The following is an 18,905-nucleotide window of genomic DNA, read 5'->3' as shown; positions in this document are numbered from 1 at the left end:
AAAATTTTTTTGATATATGGTATAATTTTTTTCATTTTTATAAATTAGGGGGGTTATATGAAGCAACTTTGGAGATTTTTACTAAGTCTGACTTTTCTCTTCAGTTTCTTTTCTTTATCCTTTGCCATTGAAAATGAACCGGGTGCATCTTTAAGATTAAGACAGGAAATCTGGGATAATGTTGTATCTTTGGGGACAGCACGGGATGCTCAACCTGACAGAAACTTTTTCAGATTGAGAATTCAGCTATGGGATAATGTTAAGTTCAATGACAATCTCAGATTTTATCTAAGATTGGCAACAGAACCAAAGTATTATACAGGTCCATTTCGTTTAACTCTTGATGATGGAAAAAACAGAAAGAGGTTTGACCAGGATGAGGTGATAGTTGACAACCTCTACATTGATATTAAAAAACCTTTTGACTTACCTGTAAACTTTCGCATTGGTAGGCAGGATTTCTTAGGAGCAGACATGTACGGAGAGGGATTTCTCATTCTTGATGGAACACCAGGAGATGGTTCAAGAACATTTTATTTCAATGCAGTGAAAGCTTCTGTTTTGATTGCAGATGGTCATACGGTTGATCTTGTTTATGTTTCAGACCCTAAAACAGATCAGTATCTTCCGAGTCTGCATCCTGCCTATTACGATAGAGCAGATAGGGGGCGTTTATACATAAACCATAAAAAAAGACTTACAGCCTCCAATGAGCAGGGATTCTGGATTTATGGTAGAAATAAAGTATCTGAATGGTTAAATATAGAGCCTTACTACATCTACAAAAAAGAAGATGAATATATAGGTATAGATGAAAAATACATCAACACATTCGGTATGAGAGCAGTATTTAAACTGAGTGATTTTTCATTGAGAGGCGAATTGGCAAGGCAGATAGGAAAATACACTGCAAGTGGAAACAGTATAAGAGGACTTGGAGGCTATATCTTCGCAGGATATGAATTTAAAAACTGCCCAGTAAAGCCCTACCTTGAAGCAGGCTATGTTTACCTGTCAGGCGATAAAACTGACACAACCAAAGATGAAGGCTTTAATCCTCTGTTTTCAAGGGCTCCCCAGTGGAATGAGTTACTAATCTATACATTAATTCCTGAAACAGCAGGAAAAGGCGGACCAATTCCAGGTTACTGGACAAATATAAAAGCCCTTGTTACAAAACTTAAATTAAATCCAACGAAAGACCTTGGAATAATCCTTTCCTATCAGCATCTCTGGGCTGATGAAAAAACAAACATAACCTCTGGCACTTACAAGGATATGTTCTCCAATAGTGGTAAAAATAGAGGAGATCTCTGGGCAATTATCGGAACTTACAAATTCACAAAAAACCTTGATGGAATGCTTCAGGTTGAGTATTTTGAACCTGGAGACTTTTACTCTGACAAAGCTAAAAATGCCACTTTCATAAGATGGCAACTTCAGTATAAACTATAACTAAGGAGACAAGAGGATGAGAAAATTTTATATTAATTATATGACTTTTTTTCTCATCCTCTTCTTTTCTTTTTCAAACTCCTATGCGTGGGACTGCTTTACCCATGCATACATAGCTAAAAAAGCAGGAATAAGGATTCCAGAGGCTGCATGCATGCCGGATATAATCCGTGATGAAAACTATGATCTTCTTGCACCAATGCACTATCATGATGCTGCACCTGGCACGGTCATCACACCAGAATACATTGATAAATATACTGTTAAAGAGGTAATAGTCAACATTGATGGAAGAAACTTAAAAATTCTGCTACCCCATCAGGCAGGTGTTCTTTACTGGAAAATAGTGAATCTATACGAAAAAATGAAATCTCTTGATAAAAACAAGCCTGACAACAGGCTTGCCTATGAATACTATCTTGTCACAATTGCTCACTACATAGGTGATCTTTCTCAACCTTTGCATAATTTTCCCTATGGAGACAATCCTGCAAGCGACGGAAAAATATATTTTGATGAAGGGAATTTTAACAAAGAATACCATATAAAATTTGACGAAGCCTTTGATGTTTACATTGGAAGCAGTCAAACAGAGGAAAAGATCAATAAGGCAATAAAAGAAATAGCTATCTCAAACTCAGAAGATTTAAAGAAGGAAATTTCAAAAATTGCAAATTCAGCGATAAAAATTGCAAATCAATGTTACAAAGAAAAAAGAATGCCCAATGAAGAGGAACTTATTGAGCAGATTTCATGGTCAGTGTCACTTCTAAAAGCAGTAATTAAATCAACCTATTAATGTCTCCGTGACAGAGAACAAAGTCGTATTTTAAAGGGTCTGAGGGATTTATCTTTCTTAAAGATTCTGTAATATCCTGAGCGGTTTTTATGTTTTGAGAGTTTCTTCTGGTTAGTCCAATCCTCCTTGAAACCCTTAATACATGCACATCAAGTGGAATAATTAACTCTGATGGTTTTATAGTTTTCCACAATCCAAAATCAATATCTTCAGCTCTTACCATCCATCTTAAAAAAAGATTAATTCTTTTACAGGGACTTCCCTTTTCAGGAGATGGAAAGAAGTGAAGCAAACCTGCGGTTTTTATATCTCTTCCGTAAACAGGGGTTAAATTAATTTGTAAAGCTTTCTGAACAAAGTTTGAAATTTTACCAACTGTGGGATTTTGAAACTTTGACGAACTATTTATAAAAAATTTTTCCAGAGAATTCTCTTTTTTAAGCAAACTCTTAAGAATAAATAAAAAAGCCACAATATCATGAATAGAGCTGAATCTATATTTTTTGTTCAGTTTTTTTATTAACCACTGAGGTTTAAAATTCATGATAAAATCTGAAGGAGACTTACCCATGATTTTGAATAGTTCTTCAAGGAAACTACAGAAACACTTAATATTTCCATAGGCAAAAGCTGTTGAGACAAAGGCAGAAACTTCAATATCAATGGGTTCATTATATCTTTTTGGAAATTTAATTGGATCATGCTCAATGGCGCTTTTAAAATCAAAAGAATAATATAGTTTTTCAAGTGTATTCTTTAAGTTATCCACACTTTATTTTTGATTAAAGAGCCCATTTTGTGCAATAATTAAATTCTATAAAGGATAAAAAGGAGGAAGTCTATGGGAATGACAATAGCTGAAAAAATTCTTGCAGATCATGCTGGAAAAAAAGAAGTCTCTGCCGGTGAAATAATAAATGCAAAGGTTGATCTTGTTCTTGCCAATGATATTACAGCTCCTATTGCTATAAAGGAGTTTGAAAAGCTTGGACTAAAGGATGTTTTTGACAGAGAAAAAATAGCTCTTGTGCCTGATCACTTTACTCCTCAAAAAGATATAAAAGCTGCTGAGCAGTGTAAGATGCTTAGAGAGTTTGCATATAAATACAAAATCAAACACTACTTTGAAATTGGAAGAGTTGGTATTGAACATGCTCTTTTACCTGAGCAGGGATTGGTACTTCCAGGTGATCTTGTAATTGGAGCAGACAGTCATACATGCACCTATGGAGCGCTTGGAGCTTTTGCAACAGGTGTTGGTTCAACTGATGCAGCTGTTGCAATGGCTACTGGTGAATGCTGGTTTAAAGTGCCTGAAACTATAAAGTTTATTTACTATGGAAGTCTTCAAAGATGGGTGGGTGGAAAAGATTTAATTCTTTATACAATTGGAGACATTGGAGTTGACGGAGCTTCATACATGGCGATGGAGTTTACCGGTGAAGTTATTGACAGAATGCCAATGGCTGGAAGATTTACAATGTGTAACATGGCAATTGAAGCAGGTGCAAAGGCTGGCATCATTGTTCCTGATAAAATTACAGAGGAATATGTAAAAGGGCGAGCTAAAAGAGCTTATAAAATCTACAATTCAGACCCTGATGCACAATATGCAGAGGTAAGAGAGTATGACTGCTCAAAAATTTCACCGATGGTTGCCTGTCCTCATCTTCCATCAAATGTAAAACCAGCAAAGGAACTCACTCACATAAAAATTGACCAGGTTGTAATTGGTTCATGCACAAATGGAAGACTTGAAGACCTGAGAGAAGCAGCAGCAGTTCTTAAAGGAAGGAAAGTTCATCCAGAGGTGAGAATGATAATAATTCCTGCAACACAGCTTATTTACATGGAAGCACTAAAAGAGGGATTAATAGAAATATTCATAGAAGCTCAAGCAGTGGTCTCTCCTCCAACATGTGGTCCATGCCTTGGAGGACATATGGGAATCCTTGCAAAAGGAGAAAGGGCAATAGCTACTACAAACAGAAACTTTGTAGGAAGAATGGGACATCCTGAAAGCGAAGTTTATTTGAGTTCTCCTGCTGTGGCAGCTGCAAGCGGAGTGCTTGGAAGAATTGGAGTACCTGAAGAATTAGGACTGTAAAAAACTCAGAATCTTTTCTTCAAGCTTGCGCATTTTTCTTGCTTCATAGGCAGAGCCTTCATGGTCATAGCCTATAAGGTGAAGAATGCCATGAACCAGGATTCTATCAAGTTCCTGTGAGAAGTTTACATTGTACTGTTTTGCCTGAGATAAAACTTTTTTCGGATCAATGATAATCTCTCCGAGAAATAAACTACCTGAAGGTTCCTCTTCTAAATAGGGAAAGGATAGAACATCAGTGGTTGATTTTTTACCTCTGTATCTGAAATTGAGTTCTTTCATTTTTCTCTCTCCAACAAATATTACTGATACGGAAAGCATGGTTGAATTTTCCCCTGTTAGTTTGAATAGATTTTTATTTTTAACTTCATATAAGAACTTGAGTATTTTTTTTACTAAATTTATCACTCTTCGGGATGAAACTATGATTTTTCTCTGTCTGTTGATGACTTCTACTGATACTTTCATGTAGATTTTTCTTTCACAGGTTCTGGATAGGAGATTCTTCTGTGGAATATCCCTGTAAGAATAAATTCAAACTTTCTTTTTATCTCACTTAGGTCTTTCAATGTAATTTCACATTCATCAAGCTGTCCATCAAGGAATATGTTTTTAATTATTTTATCTACGAGTCCTGAAATTCTTGCAGGCGTTGGATCATCAAGCGTTCTTGATGCAGCCTCTACTGCATCTGCAAGCATAACTAAAGCTGCCAGTTTTGTTTGTGGTTTTGGACCTGGATATCGATAATCCTGTTCAGATGGAGGAGTTTCCATCTCTTTTAAAGCCTTTTGATAAAAATATGTAACAAGTGCTGTTCCATGATGTTGCTGGATTACATCTTTTATGGTTTCAGGAAGATTATATTCTTCTGCAAGTTCAACCCCGTCTTTTACATGAGAAATTATAATCATGCTGCTAAGATGAGGTTTAAGTTTTTCATGTTTACTTATACATCCTGTCTGATTTTCAACGAAATACTCGGGCATTCTGATTTTACCTATATCGTGATAATAGGAAGCTACCTTTGCAAGCAAAGGATTAACTCCCACAACCTCAGCTGCTGCTTCTGCAAGAGAACCAACTATCATGCTATGATGATAAGTTCCAGGAGCTTCGACTGAAAGTTGTTTCAGTAGAGGATGATCAATATCAAGTAGTTCAATAAGACTCAATGGAGTTGTTACATTAAAAACTTTTTCTATTAATGGTAGAATAAGAAAACACAATGCTGATACTGATAATCCACTAATAACAGAAAAAAGAGATGAAAAATAAAACATTGAAAAACTAAATTCTTCCATAATAAAAAGAAGAGCTATTGAACTAACTATGTTAGCAATTGCAATGTATATGCCTGCATTTATTATATCTGTTCTTCTTTTGCATCTGATTAAAGTAAATGCACCGATAAGGCATCCGATAAAGACATAAATAGGCATGAGAGAACTTTTCAACCATATTCCAGACATTAAGCTGAGGATTAAAGAAAATGTTATAGCAGTATGGAAGTCGAATAATAATACCACAAGCACAGAACCTATTGCAAAGGGTATTGCAAAGGTGTGAATAACCATACCATCAATTCCTAATCCTTTGGAAAAAACTGAAAATATGTGGTCAAATATTCTTATAAAAATCAATGTTGAAAGCATTAAAGTTACAAGTAAAGTCTTCATTTTTTTCTTCTTAAGGTAAGCAGGTTTGTATCTAATAAGGTCTCTGTAGAAAAAAACAATAAGAAGGAAGATAACGATAAAATTTCCCAAAAATGTCATTTCCGATTTAAAATCATAAAGTAAAAAGGCATTCAAAGCTGATAAAACAATAAGAAAAGGCAATATCTCCATGTCAATAAATTTTTTCTTGTCCTTGCCGTTTTGAGAAGATTTAAATTTTTCAATAAATTTTCTTAAGTAAGATCTATCAGGAGTGACAGGTTTAAGTGGAGTCGTGTCTTTCATATTTTTCATATGCCTTTATTATTTCCTGAACAAGTCTGTGTCTTACGACATCTTTGTCAGTAAAATATATTACCTTTATTCCTTCAATGTCTTTTAGTATCTTTAATGCTTCTACCAATCCAGATACTTTCTGAGGAGGAAGATCTATCTGTGTAATATCTCCTGTTATCACAGTTTTTGACCCAAATCCAAGCCTTGTAAGATACATTTTCATCTGCTCTGTTGTCGTATTTTGGGCTTCATCAAGAATAATAAAAGAATCATTAAGTGTTCTACCTCTCATAAATGCAAGAGGTGCTATTTCAATTGCACCTTTTTCAATAAGTTTTGATGCTCTGTCAAGGTCAAGCATGTCATAAAGAGCATCATAAAGAGGTCTTAGATAGGGGCTCACTTTTTCTTCAATCGCTCCAGGTAGAAATCCCAATTTTTCTCCTGCTTCGACTGCCGGTCTTACAAGTACAATTCTTGATACCTGCCTAGTAAGTAAAAAATGAATTGCCATAGCCATGGCGAGATAGGTTTTCCCAGTGCCTGCAGGTCCTATTCCAAAAACTATGTCATATTTTAGCATAGCTTCCATATATTCTTTTTGAGTTGGTGTTTTTGGAATGATAACTCTCTTCTTGGAAGGGATAGGAATTCCACCTTTGAAAAGACTGACTATTGAGAACTCTTTATCTTCCTTAATTTTCTGAATAGAGTGCATTACATCTTCTGGTTTAACTATGTAACCCTCTCTGTTAATAGCTCTTATGTCTTCTATTACTTTTTCAGCTTTTTTAATGTCTTCTTCGTTTTCACCCTGAATAATTAGTTTATTCCCCCTGATGCTTAGAGTAACATCTAAAACCTCTTCTATCAGTTTGAATATCTTGTCTAACCCTCCATGAATGAAGGGATATTCTCTTTCTTCATCAAGCTCTAATATGCGTGCTATGGCTTACCTCCTTTTATTTTAACTATAAAGTTTTCAAATCCTCTGGAATGCAATTGTTGTGATAGTTTTTTGGCATGAGAAAATCTTTCAAACTTCCCTATTCTCAATTTATACAAATCTTCCTTTACCACAAAAGCATCATATCCTGAATCCTTTAATTTTTTCTGTAATTCATAAACATTTGCCATATCCGAAAATGCCCCAAGCTGAATTGTATAAACTGCTTTTTTATGAGTTTTATATTTAGCGACTTTTGTAAATTTTTTTACCTGTTCTGTCTTGATCTGCTGCTCAGAACTTGTAGTTTGCTTATTTTTATCAATCTGTGCAGATGTTTTCTCCTGTTGTTTTTCTGTAATTTCAGTATTTGACTTTCCTGAACTTTTTTCCTCACTCTGTTTAGTCTGCTCCTGTTTAACTTCTATCTTTGGAGTTTCCTGTCTGTTGGCAAAGGCTGTTCCAACAGTTGTTGATAAAACAGTTTTTTCAGACTCATCAGTCTTGCTTACATATATTTCCTTTACAGGAGTTGTAACATATCCAATGGTATAGCCTATAACAATTCCGACAAAAGCAATTCCTAATAATATTAAAAAAAAGACTTTCTTGCTTATCACCAGAAGTTCCTCACTTTTTTGTTTCATAAGATTAACATAGCATCACCATAAGAAAAAAATCTATACCTTTTTTCAACAGCTTCCATGTATGCTTTTTTAACCTTTTCAGAATCACAAAAGGCATAAACCAATGCAAGAGGAGTTGATTTTGGCAGATGAAAATTTGTAATCAAGGCATCAACAATCTTAAACTCATATCCTGGATAAATAAAAATATCAGTCAGTCCTCTTATTTTAAAATCATCGGTTCCCATATCTTCGTACTCCTCAGAAGCATAACCCTCTAACGCCCTTGTTGTGGTTGTGCCAACTGAAAAAATTTTTTTACCTTCTTTTTTAACCAGGTATATTTCTTCTATAAGTGACTTTTCTATTTCAAAATATTCAGAATCCATTTTATGTTCCTCTAAATTTTTTACTTTAATTGGTTTAAAAGTTCCAACACCCACATGAAGCGTTATCTCTCTTAATTTAACTCCTCTGTTTGCTATATTCTTAAGAAGTTCATCGGTAAAATGAAGACCTGCTGTTGGTGCAGCTATAGAACCATTTGCTTTTGCATAAACTGTTTGATAATACTGTCTGTCAGACTGACTGGGCTGTCTTTTTATGTATGGTGGTAGAGGCATAAAACCTTTTTCATCTAAAAGTTTTTTTACATCCTGAGGACTCATAGAAAAAATAATTTTTTTTCCATCGCAATTAATTCTTATTTCAGCTTTGATATCATCTATGAAAACGTCTCCTTCATATTTTCCTTTTGTCATTATTTCCCATTCCACCTCATTAGATAAAGCTTTCTTCTGTTTGATGAGGAGAATTTCTATTTTTCCTCCTGTTGGTTTCCTCCCTACAAGTCTCGCAGGAATAACCTTTGTATTATTGATAATAAGCATATCACCTTCTTGAAAATAATTGGTAATTTCATAAAAAATTTTGTGCTCTATCTGTCCTGTTTTTTTATGCAAGACAAGAAGACGGGCTTTATCTCTCTCTAATATAGGCTCCTGAGCTATTAAATCTGCAGGTAATGGATAATCAAGTTCAGTTATTTTCATTGATTGTAGTTATTTCTGTACCAGGATAGAAATATTGAAGTATTTCTTTATAATTTTTTCCTTCATGTGCCATCTGAAAAGCACACCACTGACACATCCCTACTCCATGACCAAATCCATATCCTTCAAACACTACACCATCTTCCTCAACCTTTACTGAATTGATCATAGTGCTTGGAATTGCTGTCCACTGAAGAATTCTTCTTAATTCAGTTGTCCTTATTGTTTTTTTATTCTTTCCATCACTAAATTCAAGTTCTTTTACCCTTCCAGTACTGGTGTAACTTTTTATTTTAACATCTGATATTTTATCTATTGATAAAGCTTTTTTAAGAGTATCAAATGAAATTTTTTTCTCCCATAAAGTATAAGGTGAAGGAGTTGATGGTACTTCTACAGACTTTAAGTAGGGATAATTTTTGCCGAAAACTTCCTCTGGATTTTCAGTTTTTCCTATGCTACAGGCATGATAAAAAGCCATTATAGGCTGACCTTCATAAGTAAGTATCTGCCCTTTTGTTTCCCTAACAGCTTTTTCTATCTGTTCCGCACCTTCATCTTGTCTGTAAACCTGATGAAATACAGATGATGTAACATCGTAAAAATTTCTATCTCTATTACGAATAATTTGTGCCACAGCATATGTTCTTGCTGCAACAGCCTGGGCTTTTAGTGCTTCCTCAGGCCAATTAATTCCAACTTCTGATGTCACAACTCCCTTTACATAATCCTCAAGATTAACTACATTTATAAGGAAATAGCCTTCAGAACCTTTCCATATTTCAATTTCTCCAGAATAAACTGAACCATCTATGATCGCTTTTGATGCCACTTTTTTTATGTGTTTTAAATCATTTAACTTTGGTCTTACATCTCCTAAAAGAACTCTAATAAATGACTTATCATTTCTATCAATTCCATAGACCGGTAAACTAAAAAATACAATAATCACAATTGATAAAATTAGCCTCATTATACTCATTTTTTGCTCAAAAGATAAAATATTAAAGAGAGGATAATGCTTAAGAGAACTGATGTGCCTAGTGGAAAATAGAATACAAAGTTTCTTTTCTCAATTATAATATCACCCGGAAGTCTACCAATAAATGGGATTTTTCCCACCATCATCAACAGTAAACCAATTACCATGGTTACTATTCCGATAAGAATCAAAAATTTTCCAATTTCATTCATAATTTATCCTCTTTAAGTATCTTTCAGCTTCTGAATATATACATCCACAGTATTTCTGTCTGTAGAGTTCAAGTTCAACTGCGCTCTTCATTGCCTTTTTAAAACCTTCTCTAAAGTCTTCTCCGATAAAATTAACACCAAAAACTCTACTTAATTCGTTTCCAATTTCTATTATTTTATCAAATTTTTGATAGGGGCTTACCAACAATGTGGTTGAAAATCTTTCAATTCCGATTTCCTTGGCTTTTTCTGCAGTTCTTTCAAGTCTCATTCTATAACATATTTCGCATCTCTCTTTCTCTTTCCCTGCCACAGCCCTTAAAAACTTATAAAATTCTCTGTAATTGTCATCATAAATAACTCTAAGATTCCAGAGTTGTTCAAGCTTTTTTAAAGAATGCATTCTTGCTCGGTATTCAGTGTAGGGATGAATATTGGGATTATACCAGAATAAAATAACATCATATCCTTTCTCTGTTAAAATCTCTATTGGATAAATAGCACAGTTGCTACAGCATGTATGAAGCAGTATTTTCATTAAAAAAGTCTCTCCGGAATCTTCTTTTTCAAAACCTCATAGGCAAGACGGGTAGCAACTCTGCCTCTTGCTGTTCTCTCAATAAAGCCTTCCTGCATTAAATAGGGCTCATAAACATCCTCAATTGTATCCTTGTCTTCTCTTAAAGAAGCTGCAATTGATTCAATACCAGCAGGACCACCATTAAATTTCTCAATTATTGTTAGAAGAATTTTTCTATCCATCTCATCAAGTCCATAACTGTCAACATCCATTGCAGCAAGAGCCTCTTTTGCTACTGTTAAATCTATTGTTTCTTTACCCTGAACCTGAGCAAAATCTCTTACTCTCTTAAGAAGTCTATTTGCTATTCTTGGGGTTCCGCGAGACCTTCTTGCAATCTCCATTGCAGCATCTTCCTCTATTGAAATTCCCAAAATTTTTGATGATCTTCTTATAATCTCTTTAAGTTCATCGGCACTGTAAAACTCAAGTCGGAAGACAACGCCAAATCGGTCTCTTAGAGGAGATGTAATTAATCCTGTCCTTGTTGTAGCTCCTATAAGTGTAAATCTTGGAAGTTTTATCTTTATTGAACGAGCAGAAGGTCCCTGACCAACAATTATATCAAGAGTAAAATCCTCCATAGCAGGATACAAAATTTCCTCAACAACTCTTGGAAGCCTGTGAATTTCATCAATAAATAAAATATCTCTGTCAGAGAGATTTGTAAGAATTGCAGCAACATCCCCTGCTCTTTCAAGAACAGGCCCAGATGTACTTTTAAGATTTACGCCAAGTTCATTTGCTATTACGGTTGCAAGCGTTGTTTTTCCAAGACCAGGAGGTCCGCAGAAAAGAACATGATCAAGAGGTTCCTGTCTTATAAGAGCAGCCTTTATAAAAACTTCAATATTTTCTTTAATTTTCTTCTGACCTATAAATTCTTTTAATGTCCTTGGTCTAAGCGTTATGTCTAAAAACTCATTATTTTCCATCTTTCCCCGTTAAAATGCTAAGAGCTTCTTTGATAATTGTTGCTTCATCTTTTTCATTATTATAAACCTTCTCAAGAACTTCCTTTGCCTCCAATCTCTTATATCCCAAACTTACAAGAGCTGATAATAAATCTTCATATCTCTGATCTCTTTCGTATTTTAATGAAGGTAAAACTCCTTTTAGTTCAAGAAAAATTCTTTGAGCAGTTTTCTTACCAACTCCTGGAATCTTACTTAGTGATTTTATATCCTCATCCTCAATTATTTTTAAAAGAGTTTCTCTATCATAGGTAGAAAGAATATTAATCGCCATCGTTGGACCAATACCTGAAATTTTTATCAACTTTTCAAATAGATCTCTTTCAGAACTATCCAGAAATCCATAAATCTCTATTAATTCTTCCTTTAAAATCAAAGCAGTGTAAATCTGAACTTCCTCATCTGTGTTTATGTATCTGGATAGTCTAACTGGTATTTTGATTGAATAGCCAATTCCACCTGTTTGAACAACAACTCTGTCCTGTTTAACAGTAACAGCTTTACCTATTATAAAATCAAGCATTTATTTATTTTAACACTTTTAAGAACTCTCTTGAATGGATATGGCATATTGCAACAGCCAAAGCATCAGCACAGTCATAGGAAATTTTTCTATCAATATTAAGAAGGTTATATACCATGCTTTTAACCTGAATTTTGTGAGCTCTTCCATATCCTGTAAGTGCTTTTTTTATCTCTGTGGAACTGTATTCATAAACAGATATATTTTTTTGAGCTGCCGCTAAAAGAGCTACTGCCCTTGTATATCCAAGAATAAATGAAGAAGGAATTTTTTTACCTGCAAAAATTTTCTCTACGGCCATCTCGCAGGGATTGTGTCTATCAATAACTTCTGACAAAAGATCATATATATACTTGAGCTTTCCTGGTAAACTCATACTTAGAGGTATGTTGATAGTAGCAGCATCTATTAATTTCATCTTCTCAGAATCAATAATTCCATAGCCAAAATGTCTGCTACCAGGATCAATTCCTATAATGGTCATTGTTTTACTTTCTTTTTAGTTGCCGGAAGCTCAAATAAGATATCCTCAACAACTTCGCATATAATGTGCCCAAGAGTAATGTGGGTTTCCTGAATTCTTGGTGTATCCTCTGATGGAACAGCAAAGGCATAATCAACCTTTGAAATCAGTTTCTCACCTTTAGTGCTTGTAAAAGCTATTGTTTTGAGTCCTCTTTTTTTTGCAACCTCAACTGCTTTAATAACATTCCTTGATGAACCTGATGTACTTATTCCAATTGCTATATCACCAGAGTTTCCCAATGCTTTAATCTGTTTTGCAAAAATCTCTGAATAGTCATAATCATTTGCTATAGCTGTAATAACAGCCATATCTGTATTTAAGGCAATTGCTGGAAGTCCTGGTCTTTCTCTTTTGAATCTATTAACAAACTCTGCAGCAATATGAGATGCATCTGTGGCACTTCCACCATTTCCAAAAATTAAAATTTTTCCACCTTCATTAAGAGTTTTTGCAATAATTTCTGAGACTTCTTTAATCAAATTAATATTTTCCTTAAAAAATTGCTCTTTAACTCTGATTGACTCTTCAAAGGCTTTTTTGATTTTTTCCTCAATTTCCATTATTCTTCCTCCTTAAAGCATGGATAAAGTTTGTCATAGGTTGCAAGGATGTGTTCTGGTACCACTCTTATGTCATCAAGTATTGTCATAAATCCAACATCTCCTGCCCAGCGTGGTACAATATGCCAGTGAAGATGTTCATCAATACTTGCAGAAGCCACTACTCCAATATTGAGTCCTACATTGAATCCATCTGGATGCATTACTTTTTTGAGACACTTCAGACATTTAACAGTAAGAACCATGCATTCTGTAAGTTCCTCTTTATTCAGTTCTTCAAGACTGTGCACATGCCTGTACGGTACTACCATGAGATGTCCTGAACTGTAAGGATATTTATTCATGATAATAAAAGAAAGTTTGCCTCTGTAAAGAATAAGATTATCTCTGTCTCTGTCCTCTTTGGGTTTATCACAGAATATACACCCCTTTTCTTTCTGCCCGAGTATATACTCAATCCTCCATGGTGCCCATAAAACTTTCATTTAAGCCTCCTTAGAGCTTCTTGTGCATCATTCCATGTAAGCCATTTGTCTTTTCTGTTTCTTAGTAAATAAGCTGGATGAAATGTGGGAATAACAGGAATCTGCTCGTAAAAGAAAACCTTTCCTCTTATTTTAGATATCTGTAAATCCTTAAGCTTCCCATGCATTCCCATTAAAGTATATGTTGCAACTTTACCGAGAGTCATAATAACTTTTGGTAGAACTATTTTAATTTCTTTTTTTAAATATTCAAAGCATGAAGATATTTCAGTTTCAAAGGGATCTCTATTCATTGGAGGATGGCATTTCACTGTATTTGTTATATAAACCTCCTCCCTTTTAAAACCCATTTTTTCAATAAGGCTTGTTAAGAGTTTACCAGCCTCACCCACAAAAGGTCTTCCCTGCAAATCCTCATCAACACCCGGAGCTTCACCAACAAACATAAGTTTTGCTGTAATACTACCTTCACCACATACAGGATTTGTTCTTGAATTACTCAGAGGACATTTTTTGCAGTTCCTGATTTGTTCATTCAATTTTTCAATTGAGAGTTTTTCTTGGTCTGAAGATGTATCATAATCTGAAGCTAAAACGTTTAGTGATTGTCTTTCCAGTAAAGAATTAATGAACTGTTCAGGTAAATCTTTAAATCCAAGATTTTTATAAAAATTGAGTATCTCAACTACTTTGTCTATCTCTCGCCCCATCTTAGTTTGTCTCTTAAAATCTTAAAATAATCTCTGCCAACTGGTGCTATCAGATAAGTTTTTTCCTCAGCAATTCTACATCTCACTCTATCATTTTTCTGCAAAGGAAATCCGATCTGACCATCTACTGTTAAAAAAATGTCCTTCCCATGGGTAGATATAACTACATCAATTATAAAATCATCGGGTAAAACAATAGGTCTAACAGTTAGAGTATGGGGACAGATTGGGGTAAATACTAAGCCTTTTAGTGTAGGATAAAGAATAGGACCTCCTGCAGAGAGATTATAAGCTGTTGAGCCTGTTGGGGTAGATATTATTACTCCATCAGCTTTTATTGTTGAAACATAAAGATTATTTATAAATAAATCAAAATCTGAAATTTTTGCCATTATACCCTTACCAATTACAATGTCATTGAGACCAAGATATTCGTTTATTATTTTTTCATCTCTCAGAATCTTGGCATTTATCATACTTCTTTCTTCTATCTCATAATTACCTGAAAATATCTGTTCCAGAGTTTCAAATAAATCAATTCTTGAAATCTCTGTTATGAATCCAAGCTTACCCATATTGATTCCAATTATTGGAACTTTTTTCCCGCCAATAAGTCTTGAAGCACTGAGCATTGTGCCATCTCCACCAAGAACAATGACCGTATCAGAGTTCTGAATTGCCATTATTTCTGAATGACTGAAACTGGATAAAACTCCAACGGAGTGAAAAATTATGCATTCTGCATCTTTATTTTTCAGCCAATCCTGAACTTTAATAGCTGTTTCAAGAGCCGAATTATCATTCTCTTTATAAAGAATTGAAAGCTTTTTAAACATTTACATCTCCATATTAAAAACTCTTGTTGTCTCTGTAACCAAATCTATTTTAATTTTTAAAGTATTTTCGGGTATTTCACTCAGTCTCTCAGCCCATTCTATAACACAGGTACAACTGTCAAAGTATTCCCATAAATCAATATCCTCATCCTTTAAATTATCAAGTCTGTAAAGGTCAATATGACAGAAATCAAATTCTGGATAGTGAGAAACTATCACAAAACTTGAGCTTGCAATATTTTTCTCATCTATTCCAAAGGCAGAAGCAATTCCTTTTGTAAGAACGGTTTTACCTGCTCCCATCTCTCCATAAAGAGCTATGACTTTTATTCCCTCTTTTTGCACAAAACTTCCAAGCATTTTACCTAAAATCTTTGTTTCTTTTTCAGAATAGGTAAAAACTTTCATTTTTTCAGGTTCTTGTAAAGAAAAAGAACAATTCCTATGGTTATAGCTGAGTCAGCTACATTAAAAGCAGGCCAGTGAAACTCTCTCAGATGAAGGTCTATAAAATCTATCACATGACCATAAATAATCCTATCAATAGTATTTCCCAGTGCTCCTGCAACTAAAAGTGAGTAAATAAACCAGTTTTGAGGATCCTTAATATGCATATAAATAAGAAACACTGTAGCACCTAAAGCTATTAAAATAAAAATTTCATTACTTAAAAATTTAAACATTCCAAAGGCTGTGCCTGTATTTTCAACATAAACCAGATTAAAAAAAGGCAAGATCTTAACTACTCCAGATGGAGCTAAAAACTTAATGGCAAGATATTTTGTAAGTTGATCAAATATAAGAACAGGTAAAATTAAAACCAGAGCCTTAGGAACTTTTGAGAACATGATAACATCTTTGGCATACATCAGCAACTTCGAGTTTCCCAACCATAGGAGAATAATTCCAACAGCGCTGACATTTCTCTCCTTCAGCCTTTTCCACTGTAACAGTAAATTCAGTGTCTGTAGATTCTAATTTCTTTAACTCTACCTGGGAAACAATAAATAGAGCTGGTAAAAAATCATAATAGGATTCCAAAAAACTCTTCAATTTTTCATTGACAAATAGTATTATCTTGGCTTCAAGAGAGTTTCCTATGAATTTTTCCTTTCTTTTTACCTCAAGAGCTCTATTAACCTCATCCCTTATCTCAATCAATTTATCCCATCTGAGCTGAAGATTCTCATCTATAAAACTCTCCTCTATCTCAGGCATTTTTTCTAAAAATACGCTTTCAGTTTTCTTAAATGGAAGATGTTGCCATGCCTCTTCTGCTGTAAATGAGAGAATTGGAGCAATCAGTTTAATAAGAGACTCTGCTATGTTATATAAAACCCATTGTGCTGCCCTTCTTTCCAGGGAGTCAGATTTAAATGTATAGAGCCTGTCTTTTAAAATATCAAGATAAAAGGCGCTCATATCAGTAACACAGAAGTTATGAACTGCATGAAATACCTGATGAAACTCAAAATCTTCATAAGCTGCTCTTACTTTTTTAATTAGTTTTTGAAGTCTCATCATTGCCCATCTATCTATCTCAAGAAGATAGGCTGAATAGTCTCTGCCATCATAGTCATAGATATTGCCAAGAAGATATCTCAATGTGTTTCTAATTTTTCTGTATGCCTCTGTAAGTCTTGATAAAATTTCCTGTGAAAGCTTTATGTCATCCCTGTAATCTTCTGCTGAAACCCACAGTCTTACAATATCAGCACCATTAGTTTTTATAATCTCCTGTGGAGCTATTACATTTCCCAGTGACTTGGACATTTTTCTACCCTGTCCATCAACTGTAAATCCATGAGTAAGAACAATCTTATAAGGTGCTTTCCCTTTATTTCCCAGCGAGGCAATCAAAGAACTCTGGAACCATCCCCTATGCTGATCACTTCCCTCAAGATACATATCAGCAGGCCAGCTGAGTCTTGGATCTCTCTCAAGAACTGCAGCATGACTTACTCCTGAGTCAAACCATACATCAAGAATATCTTTTTCCTTTTGAAAATCCTTTGAACCACACTCTGGACATGAATAATCGGGAAGTAAATCTTCTAAATTCAGTTTAAACCAGACATCAGAGCCTTCCTGCTCAACAAGTTCGCAAATTTTATCAAATAATTTTTCATCCTTAACTACATAGCCACATTTTTTACAGACAAATAACGTAATCGGAACTCCCCATGCTCTCTGACGGGAAAGACACCAATCTGGCCTTCTCTCAACCATTGAGTAAATTCTTTCTCTACCCCATGAAGGAATCCATCTTACTTTATCTATCTCCTGAAGAGCTCGCTTACGGAGGTCACCATGGGTCATTGAAATAAACCACTGAGTTGTTGCTCTGAATATTATGGGCTTTTTACATCTCCAGCAATGGGGATAAGAGTGAGTAATACTGCCATGCCAGAGCAGTGAGCCATTTTCTTTCATGTGCTCTATTATTGCCTTATTCGCTTTAAAAACATTCTCACCTGCAAAATAAGGGACATCATCTGTGAATCTTCCTCTATCATCAACAGGTGCATATATTTCAAGCCCGTATTTCAATCCAACTTCATAGTCTTCCTCACCATGTCCTGGAGCGATATGAACAACACCTGTTCCTTCACCAGTTTCAACAAAGTCAGCAACCACAACCTCTGAGATTCTGTCAATAAATGGATGCTTTGCTTTTATACCCTCAAGCTCTTTACCTTTAATCTCAAAAAGAGGTGACTCATCTATTTCAACTTTGTCTTTTAAATTCTTGATAGCTTCTTTAACTACTATTAAAACACCCTTTGGGCTTTTCAATCCCACATAATCAAAATCTGGATGTACTGCCAGTGCTAAATTGGCAGGTAAAGTCCAGGGAGTTGTTGTCCATATTACAATGTATACTGGCAAATCTTCAACTGGTAATCTTTCTTTATCAATTACCTCAAAGGCAACAAAAACTGACGGAGACTCTTTATCAGCATACTCAACCTCTGCGTCAGCCAGAGCTGTTACACAGGAAGGACACCAGTAAACAGGTTTTTTACCTCTGTAAACATAACCATTTTTAACAAATGTGAGGAACTCTCTTACAATTGTTGCTTCATAGTCATTGGACATGGTGATGTAGGGAGTATCCCAGTAACCAAAAACTCCAAGACGAATAAACTCTTCTCTCTGAATATTGATAAATTTTTCAGCATATTCTCTGCAAAGCTGACGCTTTTTAAAAATATCTATACTTTCCTTTTCTTTGCCAAGTGATTTATCTACCTGTAGCTCAATTGGCAGTCCATGACAATCCCATCCTGGAACAAAGGGACAGTACTGTCCAAGCATTGAGTGATATTTGACAATTATATCTTTAAGTATTTTATTCAATGCGTGCCCGATATGAATATGACCATTAGCATAGGGAGGACCATCATGAAGAATAAAACATCTTCCTCCTGTGTTTTTGTTTTTCTCCTGAAGTTTTTCATATATTCTGTTTTCTTTCCAGAACCTTAAAATAGCAGGTTCCCTTTCAGCGAGATTCGCCTTCATAGGAAATTCTGTCTGAGGTAAGTTAAGAGTATCCTTGTAATCCTTAAGCATA

At 34.7% G+C, this 18,905-nt stretch carries 22 protein-coding genes; 3 read left to right on the top strand and 19 right to left on the bottom strand.

Annotated elements, in window-relative coordinates:
• Nucleotides 1-57: 57 nt before the first annotated feature.
• Both TAGGR_RS06345 and TAGGR_RS06340 read left to right on the top strand, forming a co-directional pair.
• A complete protein-coding gene (locus TAGGR_RS06345) occupies nucleotides 58-1,455 on the top strand; it encodes an alginate export family protein (protein ID WP_059176480.1) in 1,398 nt (465 codons plus the stop codon).
• 16 nt (nucleotides 1,456-1,471) lie between these two features.
• Nucleotides 1,472-2,254: a S1/P1 nuclease gene (locus TAGGR_RS06340; protein WP_059176479.1), complete on the top strand. Its 783-nt coding sequence runs from the start codon at nucleotides 1,472-1,474 to the stop codon at nucleotides 2,252-2,254.
• Here TAGGR_RS06340 and TAGGR_RS06335 read toward each other — a convergent pair.
• Nucleotides 2,238-3,023, bottom strand: a complete 786-nt coding sequence (locus TAGGR_RS06335) for a TIGR02757 family protein (protein ID WP_059176478.1) — start codon at nucleotides 3,021-3,023, stop codon at nucleotides 2,238-2,240. The genes TAGGR_RS06340 and TAGGR_RS06335 overlap by 17 nt on opposite strands.
• Before the next feature lie 72 nt (nucleotides 3,024-3,095).
• Here TAGGR_RS06335 and leuC point away from each other — a divergent pair, with 72 nt between their 5' ends.
• Nucleotides 3,096-4,361: a 3-isopropylmalate dehydratase large subunit gene (leuC, locus tag TAGGR_RS06330; RefSeq protein WP_059176477.1), complete on the top strand. Its 1,266-nt coding sequence runs from the start codon at nucleotides 3,096-3,098 to the stop codon at nucleotides 4,359-4,361.
• Here leuC and ybeY read toward each other — a convergent pair.
• The 18 genes from ybeY to ileS form a co-directional block, all read right to left on the bottom strand.
• On the bottom strand, nucleotides 4,350-4,829 hold the full coding sequence (gene ybeY, locus TAGGR_RS06325; RefSeq protein WP_059176476.1) for an rRNA maturation RNase YbeY: 480 nt from the start codon (nucleotides 4,827-4,829) through the stop codon (nucleotides 4,350-4,352). The genes leuC and ybeY overlap by 12 nt on opposite strands.
• Nucleotides 4,826-6,334: an HD family phosphohydrolase gene (locus TAGGR_RS06320; RefSeq protein ID WP_059176475.1), complete on the bottom strand. Its 1,509-nt coding sequence runs from the start codon at nucleotides 6,332-6,334 to the stop codon at nucleotides 4,826-4,828. The genes ybeY and TAGGR_RS06320 overlap by 4 nt, the downstream gene beginning before the upstream one ends.
• Complete coding sequence (locus TAGGR_RS06315) at nucleotides 6,303-7,034, bottom strand: PhoH family protein (protein ID WP_236698908.1); 732 nt, start codon at nucleotides 7,032-7,034, stop codon at nucleotides 6,303-6,305. The genes TAGGR_RS06320 and TAGGR_RS06315 overlap by 32 nt, the downstream gene beginning before the upstream one ends.
• Nucleotides 7,035-7,261: 227 nt before the next feature.
• Complete coding sequence (locus tag TAGGR_RS06310) at nucleotides 7,262-7,909, bottom strand: SPOR domain-containing protein (RefSeq protein ID WP_059176473.1); 648 nt, start codon at nucleotides 7,907-7,909, stop codon at nucleotides 7,262-7,264.
• Entirely contained in the window at nucleotides 7,906-8,940 is a 1,035-nt protein-coding gene (gene queA / locus TAGGR_RS06305) for a tRNA preQ1(34) S-adenosylmethionine ribosyltransferase-isomerase QueA (RefSeq protein ID WP_059176472.1), read from the bottom strand. The genes TAGGR_RS06310 and queA overlap by 4 nt, the downstream gene beginning before the upstream one ends.
• Entirely contained in the window at nucleotides 8,927-9,913 is a 987-nt protein-coding gene (locus tag TAGGR_RS06300; RefSeq protein ID WP_153000464.1) for a SpoIID/LytB domain-containing protein, read from the bottom strand. The genes queA and TAGGR_RS06300 overlap by 14 nt, the downstream gene beginning before the upstream one ends.
• Before the next feature lie 5 nt (nucleotides 9,914-9,918).
• Entirely contained in the window at nucleotides 9,919-10,134 is a 216-nt protein-coding gene (locus TAGGR_RS06295; protein WP_059176470.1) for a DUF2905 domain-containing protein, read from the bottom strand.
• Nucleotides 10,127-10,672, bottom strand: coding sequence for an epoxyqueuosine reductase QueH (locus TAGGR_RS06290; RefSeq protein WP_059176469.1), 546 nt, complete (start codon nucleotides 10,670-10,672; stop codon nucleotides 10,127-10,129). The genes TAGGR_RS06295 and TAGGR_RS06290 overlap by 8 nt, the downstream gene beginning before the upstream one ends.
• Complete coding sequence (gene ruvB, locus TAGGR_RS06285; protein ID WP_059176468.1) at nucleotides 10,672-11,649, bottom strand: Holliday junction branch migration DNA helicase RuvB; 978 nt, start codon at nucleotides 11,647-11,649, stop codon at nucleotides 10,672-10,674. The genes TAGGR_RS06290 and ruvB overlap by 1 nt, the downstream gene beginning before the upstream one ends.
• Complete coding sequence (gene ruvA, locus TAGGR_RS06280; protein ID WP_059176467.1) at nucleotides 11,639-12,211, bottom strand: Holliday junction branch migration protein RuvA; 573 nt, start codon at nucleotides 12,209-12,211, stop codon at nucleotides 11,639-11,641. The genes ruvB and ruvA overlap by 11 nt, the downstream gene beginning before the upstream one ends.
• Before the next feature lie 4 nt (nucleotides 12,212-12,215).
• On the bottom strand, nucleotides 12,216-12,695 hold the full coding sequence (gene ruvC / locus TAGGR_RS06275; protein WP_059176466.1) for a crossover junction endodeoxyribonuclease RuvC: 480 nt from the start codon (nucleotides 12,693-12,695) through the stop codon (nucleotides 12,216-12,218).
• Nucleotides 12,692-13,297 (bottom strand): D-sedoheptulose-7-phosphate isomerase, encoded by a 606-nt coding sequence (locus tag TAGGR_RS06270; protein ID WP_059176465.1) that lies wholly within the window; start codon nucleotides 13,295-13,297, stop codon nucleotides 12,692-12,694. Before TAGGR_RS06270 ends, ruvC begins: the two co-directional genes overlap by 4 nt.
• On the bottom strand, nucleotides 13,297-13,782 hold the full coding sequence (locus tag TAGGR_RS06265; RefSeq protein WP_059176464.1) for an HIT family protein: 486 nt from the start codon (nucleotides 13,780-13,782) through the stop codon (nucleotides 13,297-13,299). Before TAGGR_RS06265 ends, TAGGR_RS06270 begins: the two co-directional genes overlap by 1 nt.
• The gene (locus TAGGR_RS06260; protein WP_059176463.1) at nucleotides 13,779-14,492 is read right to left on the bottom strand and encodes a uracil-DNA glycosylase; all 714 of its coding nucleotides are present in this window, start codon (nucleotides 14,490-14,492) and stop codon (nucleotides 13,779-13,781) included. Before TAGGR_RS06260 ends, TAGGR_RS06265 begins: the two co-directional genes overlap by 4 nt.
• Nucleotides 14,477-15,328 carry an NAD(+)/NADH kinase gene (locus TAGGR_RS06255; protein WP_059176462.1) on the bottom strand — a complete coding sequence of 284 codons (852 nt, stop codon included), beginning with the start codon at nucleotides 15,326-15,328 and terminating at the stop codon, nucleotides 14,477-14,479. Before TAGGR_RS06255 ends, TAGGR_RS06260 begins: the two co-directional genes overlap by 16 nt.
• On the bottom strand, nucleotides 15,329-15,736 hold the full coding sequence (tsaE, locus tag TAGGR_RS06250; RefSeq protein ID WP_059176461.1) for a tRNA (adenosine(37)-N6)-threonylcarbamoyltransferase complex ATPase subunit type 1 TsaE: 408 nt from the start codon (nucleotides 15,734-15,736) through the stop codon (nucleotides 15,329-15,331).
• The gene (gene lspA / locus TAGGR_RS06245) at nucleotides 15,733-16,176 is read right to left on the bottom strand and encodes a signal peptidase II (RefSeq protein WP_153000463.1); all 444 of its coding nucleotides are present in this window, start codon (nucleotides 16,174-16,176) and stop codon (nucleotides 15,733-15,735) included. Before lspA ends, tsaE begins: the two co-directional genes overlap by 4 nt.
• Nucleotides 16,157-18,904 (bottom strand): isoleucine--tRNA ligase, encoded by a 2,748-nt coding sequence (gene ileS / locus TAGGR_RS06240; protein WP_059176459.1) that lies wholly within the window; start codon nucleotides 18,902-18,904, stop codon nucleotides 16,157-16,159. Before ileS ends, lspA begins: the two co-directional genes overlap by 20 nt.
• Nucleotide 18,905 lies beyond the last annotated feature (1 nt).

Origin of the sequence: Thermodesulfovibrio aggregans (assembly GCF_001514535.1) — a bacterium.
In the GTDB taxonomy this organism is placed as follows: Bacteria; Nitrospirota; Thermodesulfovibrionia; order Thermodesulfovibrionales; family Thermodesulfovibrionaceae; genus Thermodesulfovibrio; species Thermodesulfovibrio aggregans.
The sequence above is the reverse complement of the archived record's forward strand: the minus strand, read 5'-3'. Positions and strand labels throughout refer to the sequence as shown.

Coding starts and splice junctions, on each gene's coding strand:
- TAGGR_RS06320 (WP_059176475.1), bottom strand. CDS start 6,334: ATGAAAAATATGAAAGACACGACTCCACTTAAACCTGTCACTCCTGAT.
- lspA (WP_153000463.1), bottom strand. CDS start 16,176: ATGTTCTCAAAAGTTCCTAAGGCTCTGGTTTTAATTTTACCTGTTCTT.
- TAGGR_RS06340 (WP_059176479.1), top strand. CDS start 1,472: ATGAGAAAATTTTATATTAATTATATGACTTTTTTTCTCATCCTCTTC.
- TAGGR_RS06315 (WP_236698908.1), bottom strand. CDS start 7,034: ATGCACTCTATTCAGAAAATTAAGGAAGATAAAGAGTTCTCAATAGTC.
- TAGGR_RS06260 (WP_059176463.1), bottom strand. CDS start 14,492: ATGGGGCGAGAGATAGACAAAGTAGTTGAGATACTCAATTTTTATAAA.
- ruvC (WP_059176466.1), bottom strand. CDS start 12,695: ATGACCATTATAGGAATTGATCCTGGTAGCAGACATTTTGGCTATGGA.
- TAGGR_RS06255 (WP_059176462.1), bottom strand. CDS start 15,328: ATGTTTAAAAAGCTTTCAATTCTTTATAAAGAGAATGATAATTCGGCT.
- TAGGR_RS06310 (WP_059176473.1), bottom strand. CDS start 7,909: ATGAAACAAAAAAGTGAGGAACTTCTGGTGATAAGCAAGAAAGTCTTT.
- queA (WP_059176472.1), bottom strand. CDS start 8,940: ATGAAAATAACTGAACTTGATTATCCATTACCTGCAGATTTAATAGCT.
- leuC (WP_059176477.1), top strand. CDS start 3,096: ATGGGAATGACAATAGCTGAAAAAATTCTTGCAGATCATGCTGGAAAA.
- ruvA (WP_059176467.1), bottom strand. CDS start 12,211: ATGCTTGATTTTATAATAGGTAAAGCTGTTACTGTTAAACAGGACAGA.
- TAGGR_RS06300 (WP_153000464.1), bottom strand. CDS start 9,913: ATGAGGCTAATTTTATCAATTGTGATTATTGTATTTTTTAGTTTACCG.
- ruvB (WP_059176468.1), bottom strand. CDS start 11,649: ATGGAAAATAATGAGTTTTTAGACATAACGCTTAGACCAAGGACATTA.
- TAGGR_RS06270 (WP_059176465.1), bottom strand. CDS start 13,297: ATGGAAATTGAGGAAAAAATCAAAAAAGCCTTTGAAGAGTCAATCAGA.
- TAGGR_RS06295 (WP_059176470.1), bottom strand. CDS start 10,134: ATGAATGAAATTGGAAAATTTTTGATTCTTATCGGAATAGTAACCATG.
- tsaE (WP_059176461.1), bottom strand. CDS start 15,736: ATGAAAGTTTTTACCTATTCTGAAAAAGAAACAAAGATTTTAGGTAAA.
- TAGGR_RS06290 (WP_059176469.1), bottom strand. CDS start 10,672: ATGAAAATACTGCTTCATACATGCTGTAGCAACTGTGCTATTTATCCA.
- ileS (WP_059176459.1), bottom strand. CDS start 18,904: ATGCTTAAGGATTACAAGGATACTCTTAACTTACCTCAGACAGAATTT.
- TAGGR_RS06345 (WP_059176480.1), top strand. CDS start 58: ATGAAGCAACTTTGGAGATTTTTACTAAGTCTGACTTTTCTCTTCAGT.
- TAGGR_RS06265 (WP_059176464.1), bottom strand. CDS start 13,782: ATGAAAGTTTTATGGGCACCATGGAGGATTGAGTATATACTCGGGCAG.
- ybeY (WP_059176476.1), bottom strand. CDS start 4,829: ATGAAAGTATCAGTAGAAGTCATCAACAGACAGAGAAAAATCATAGTT.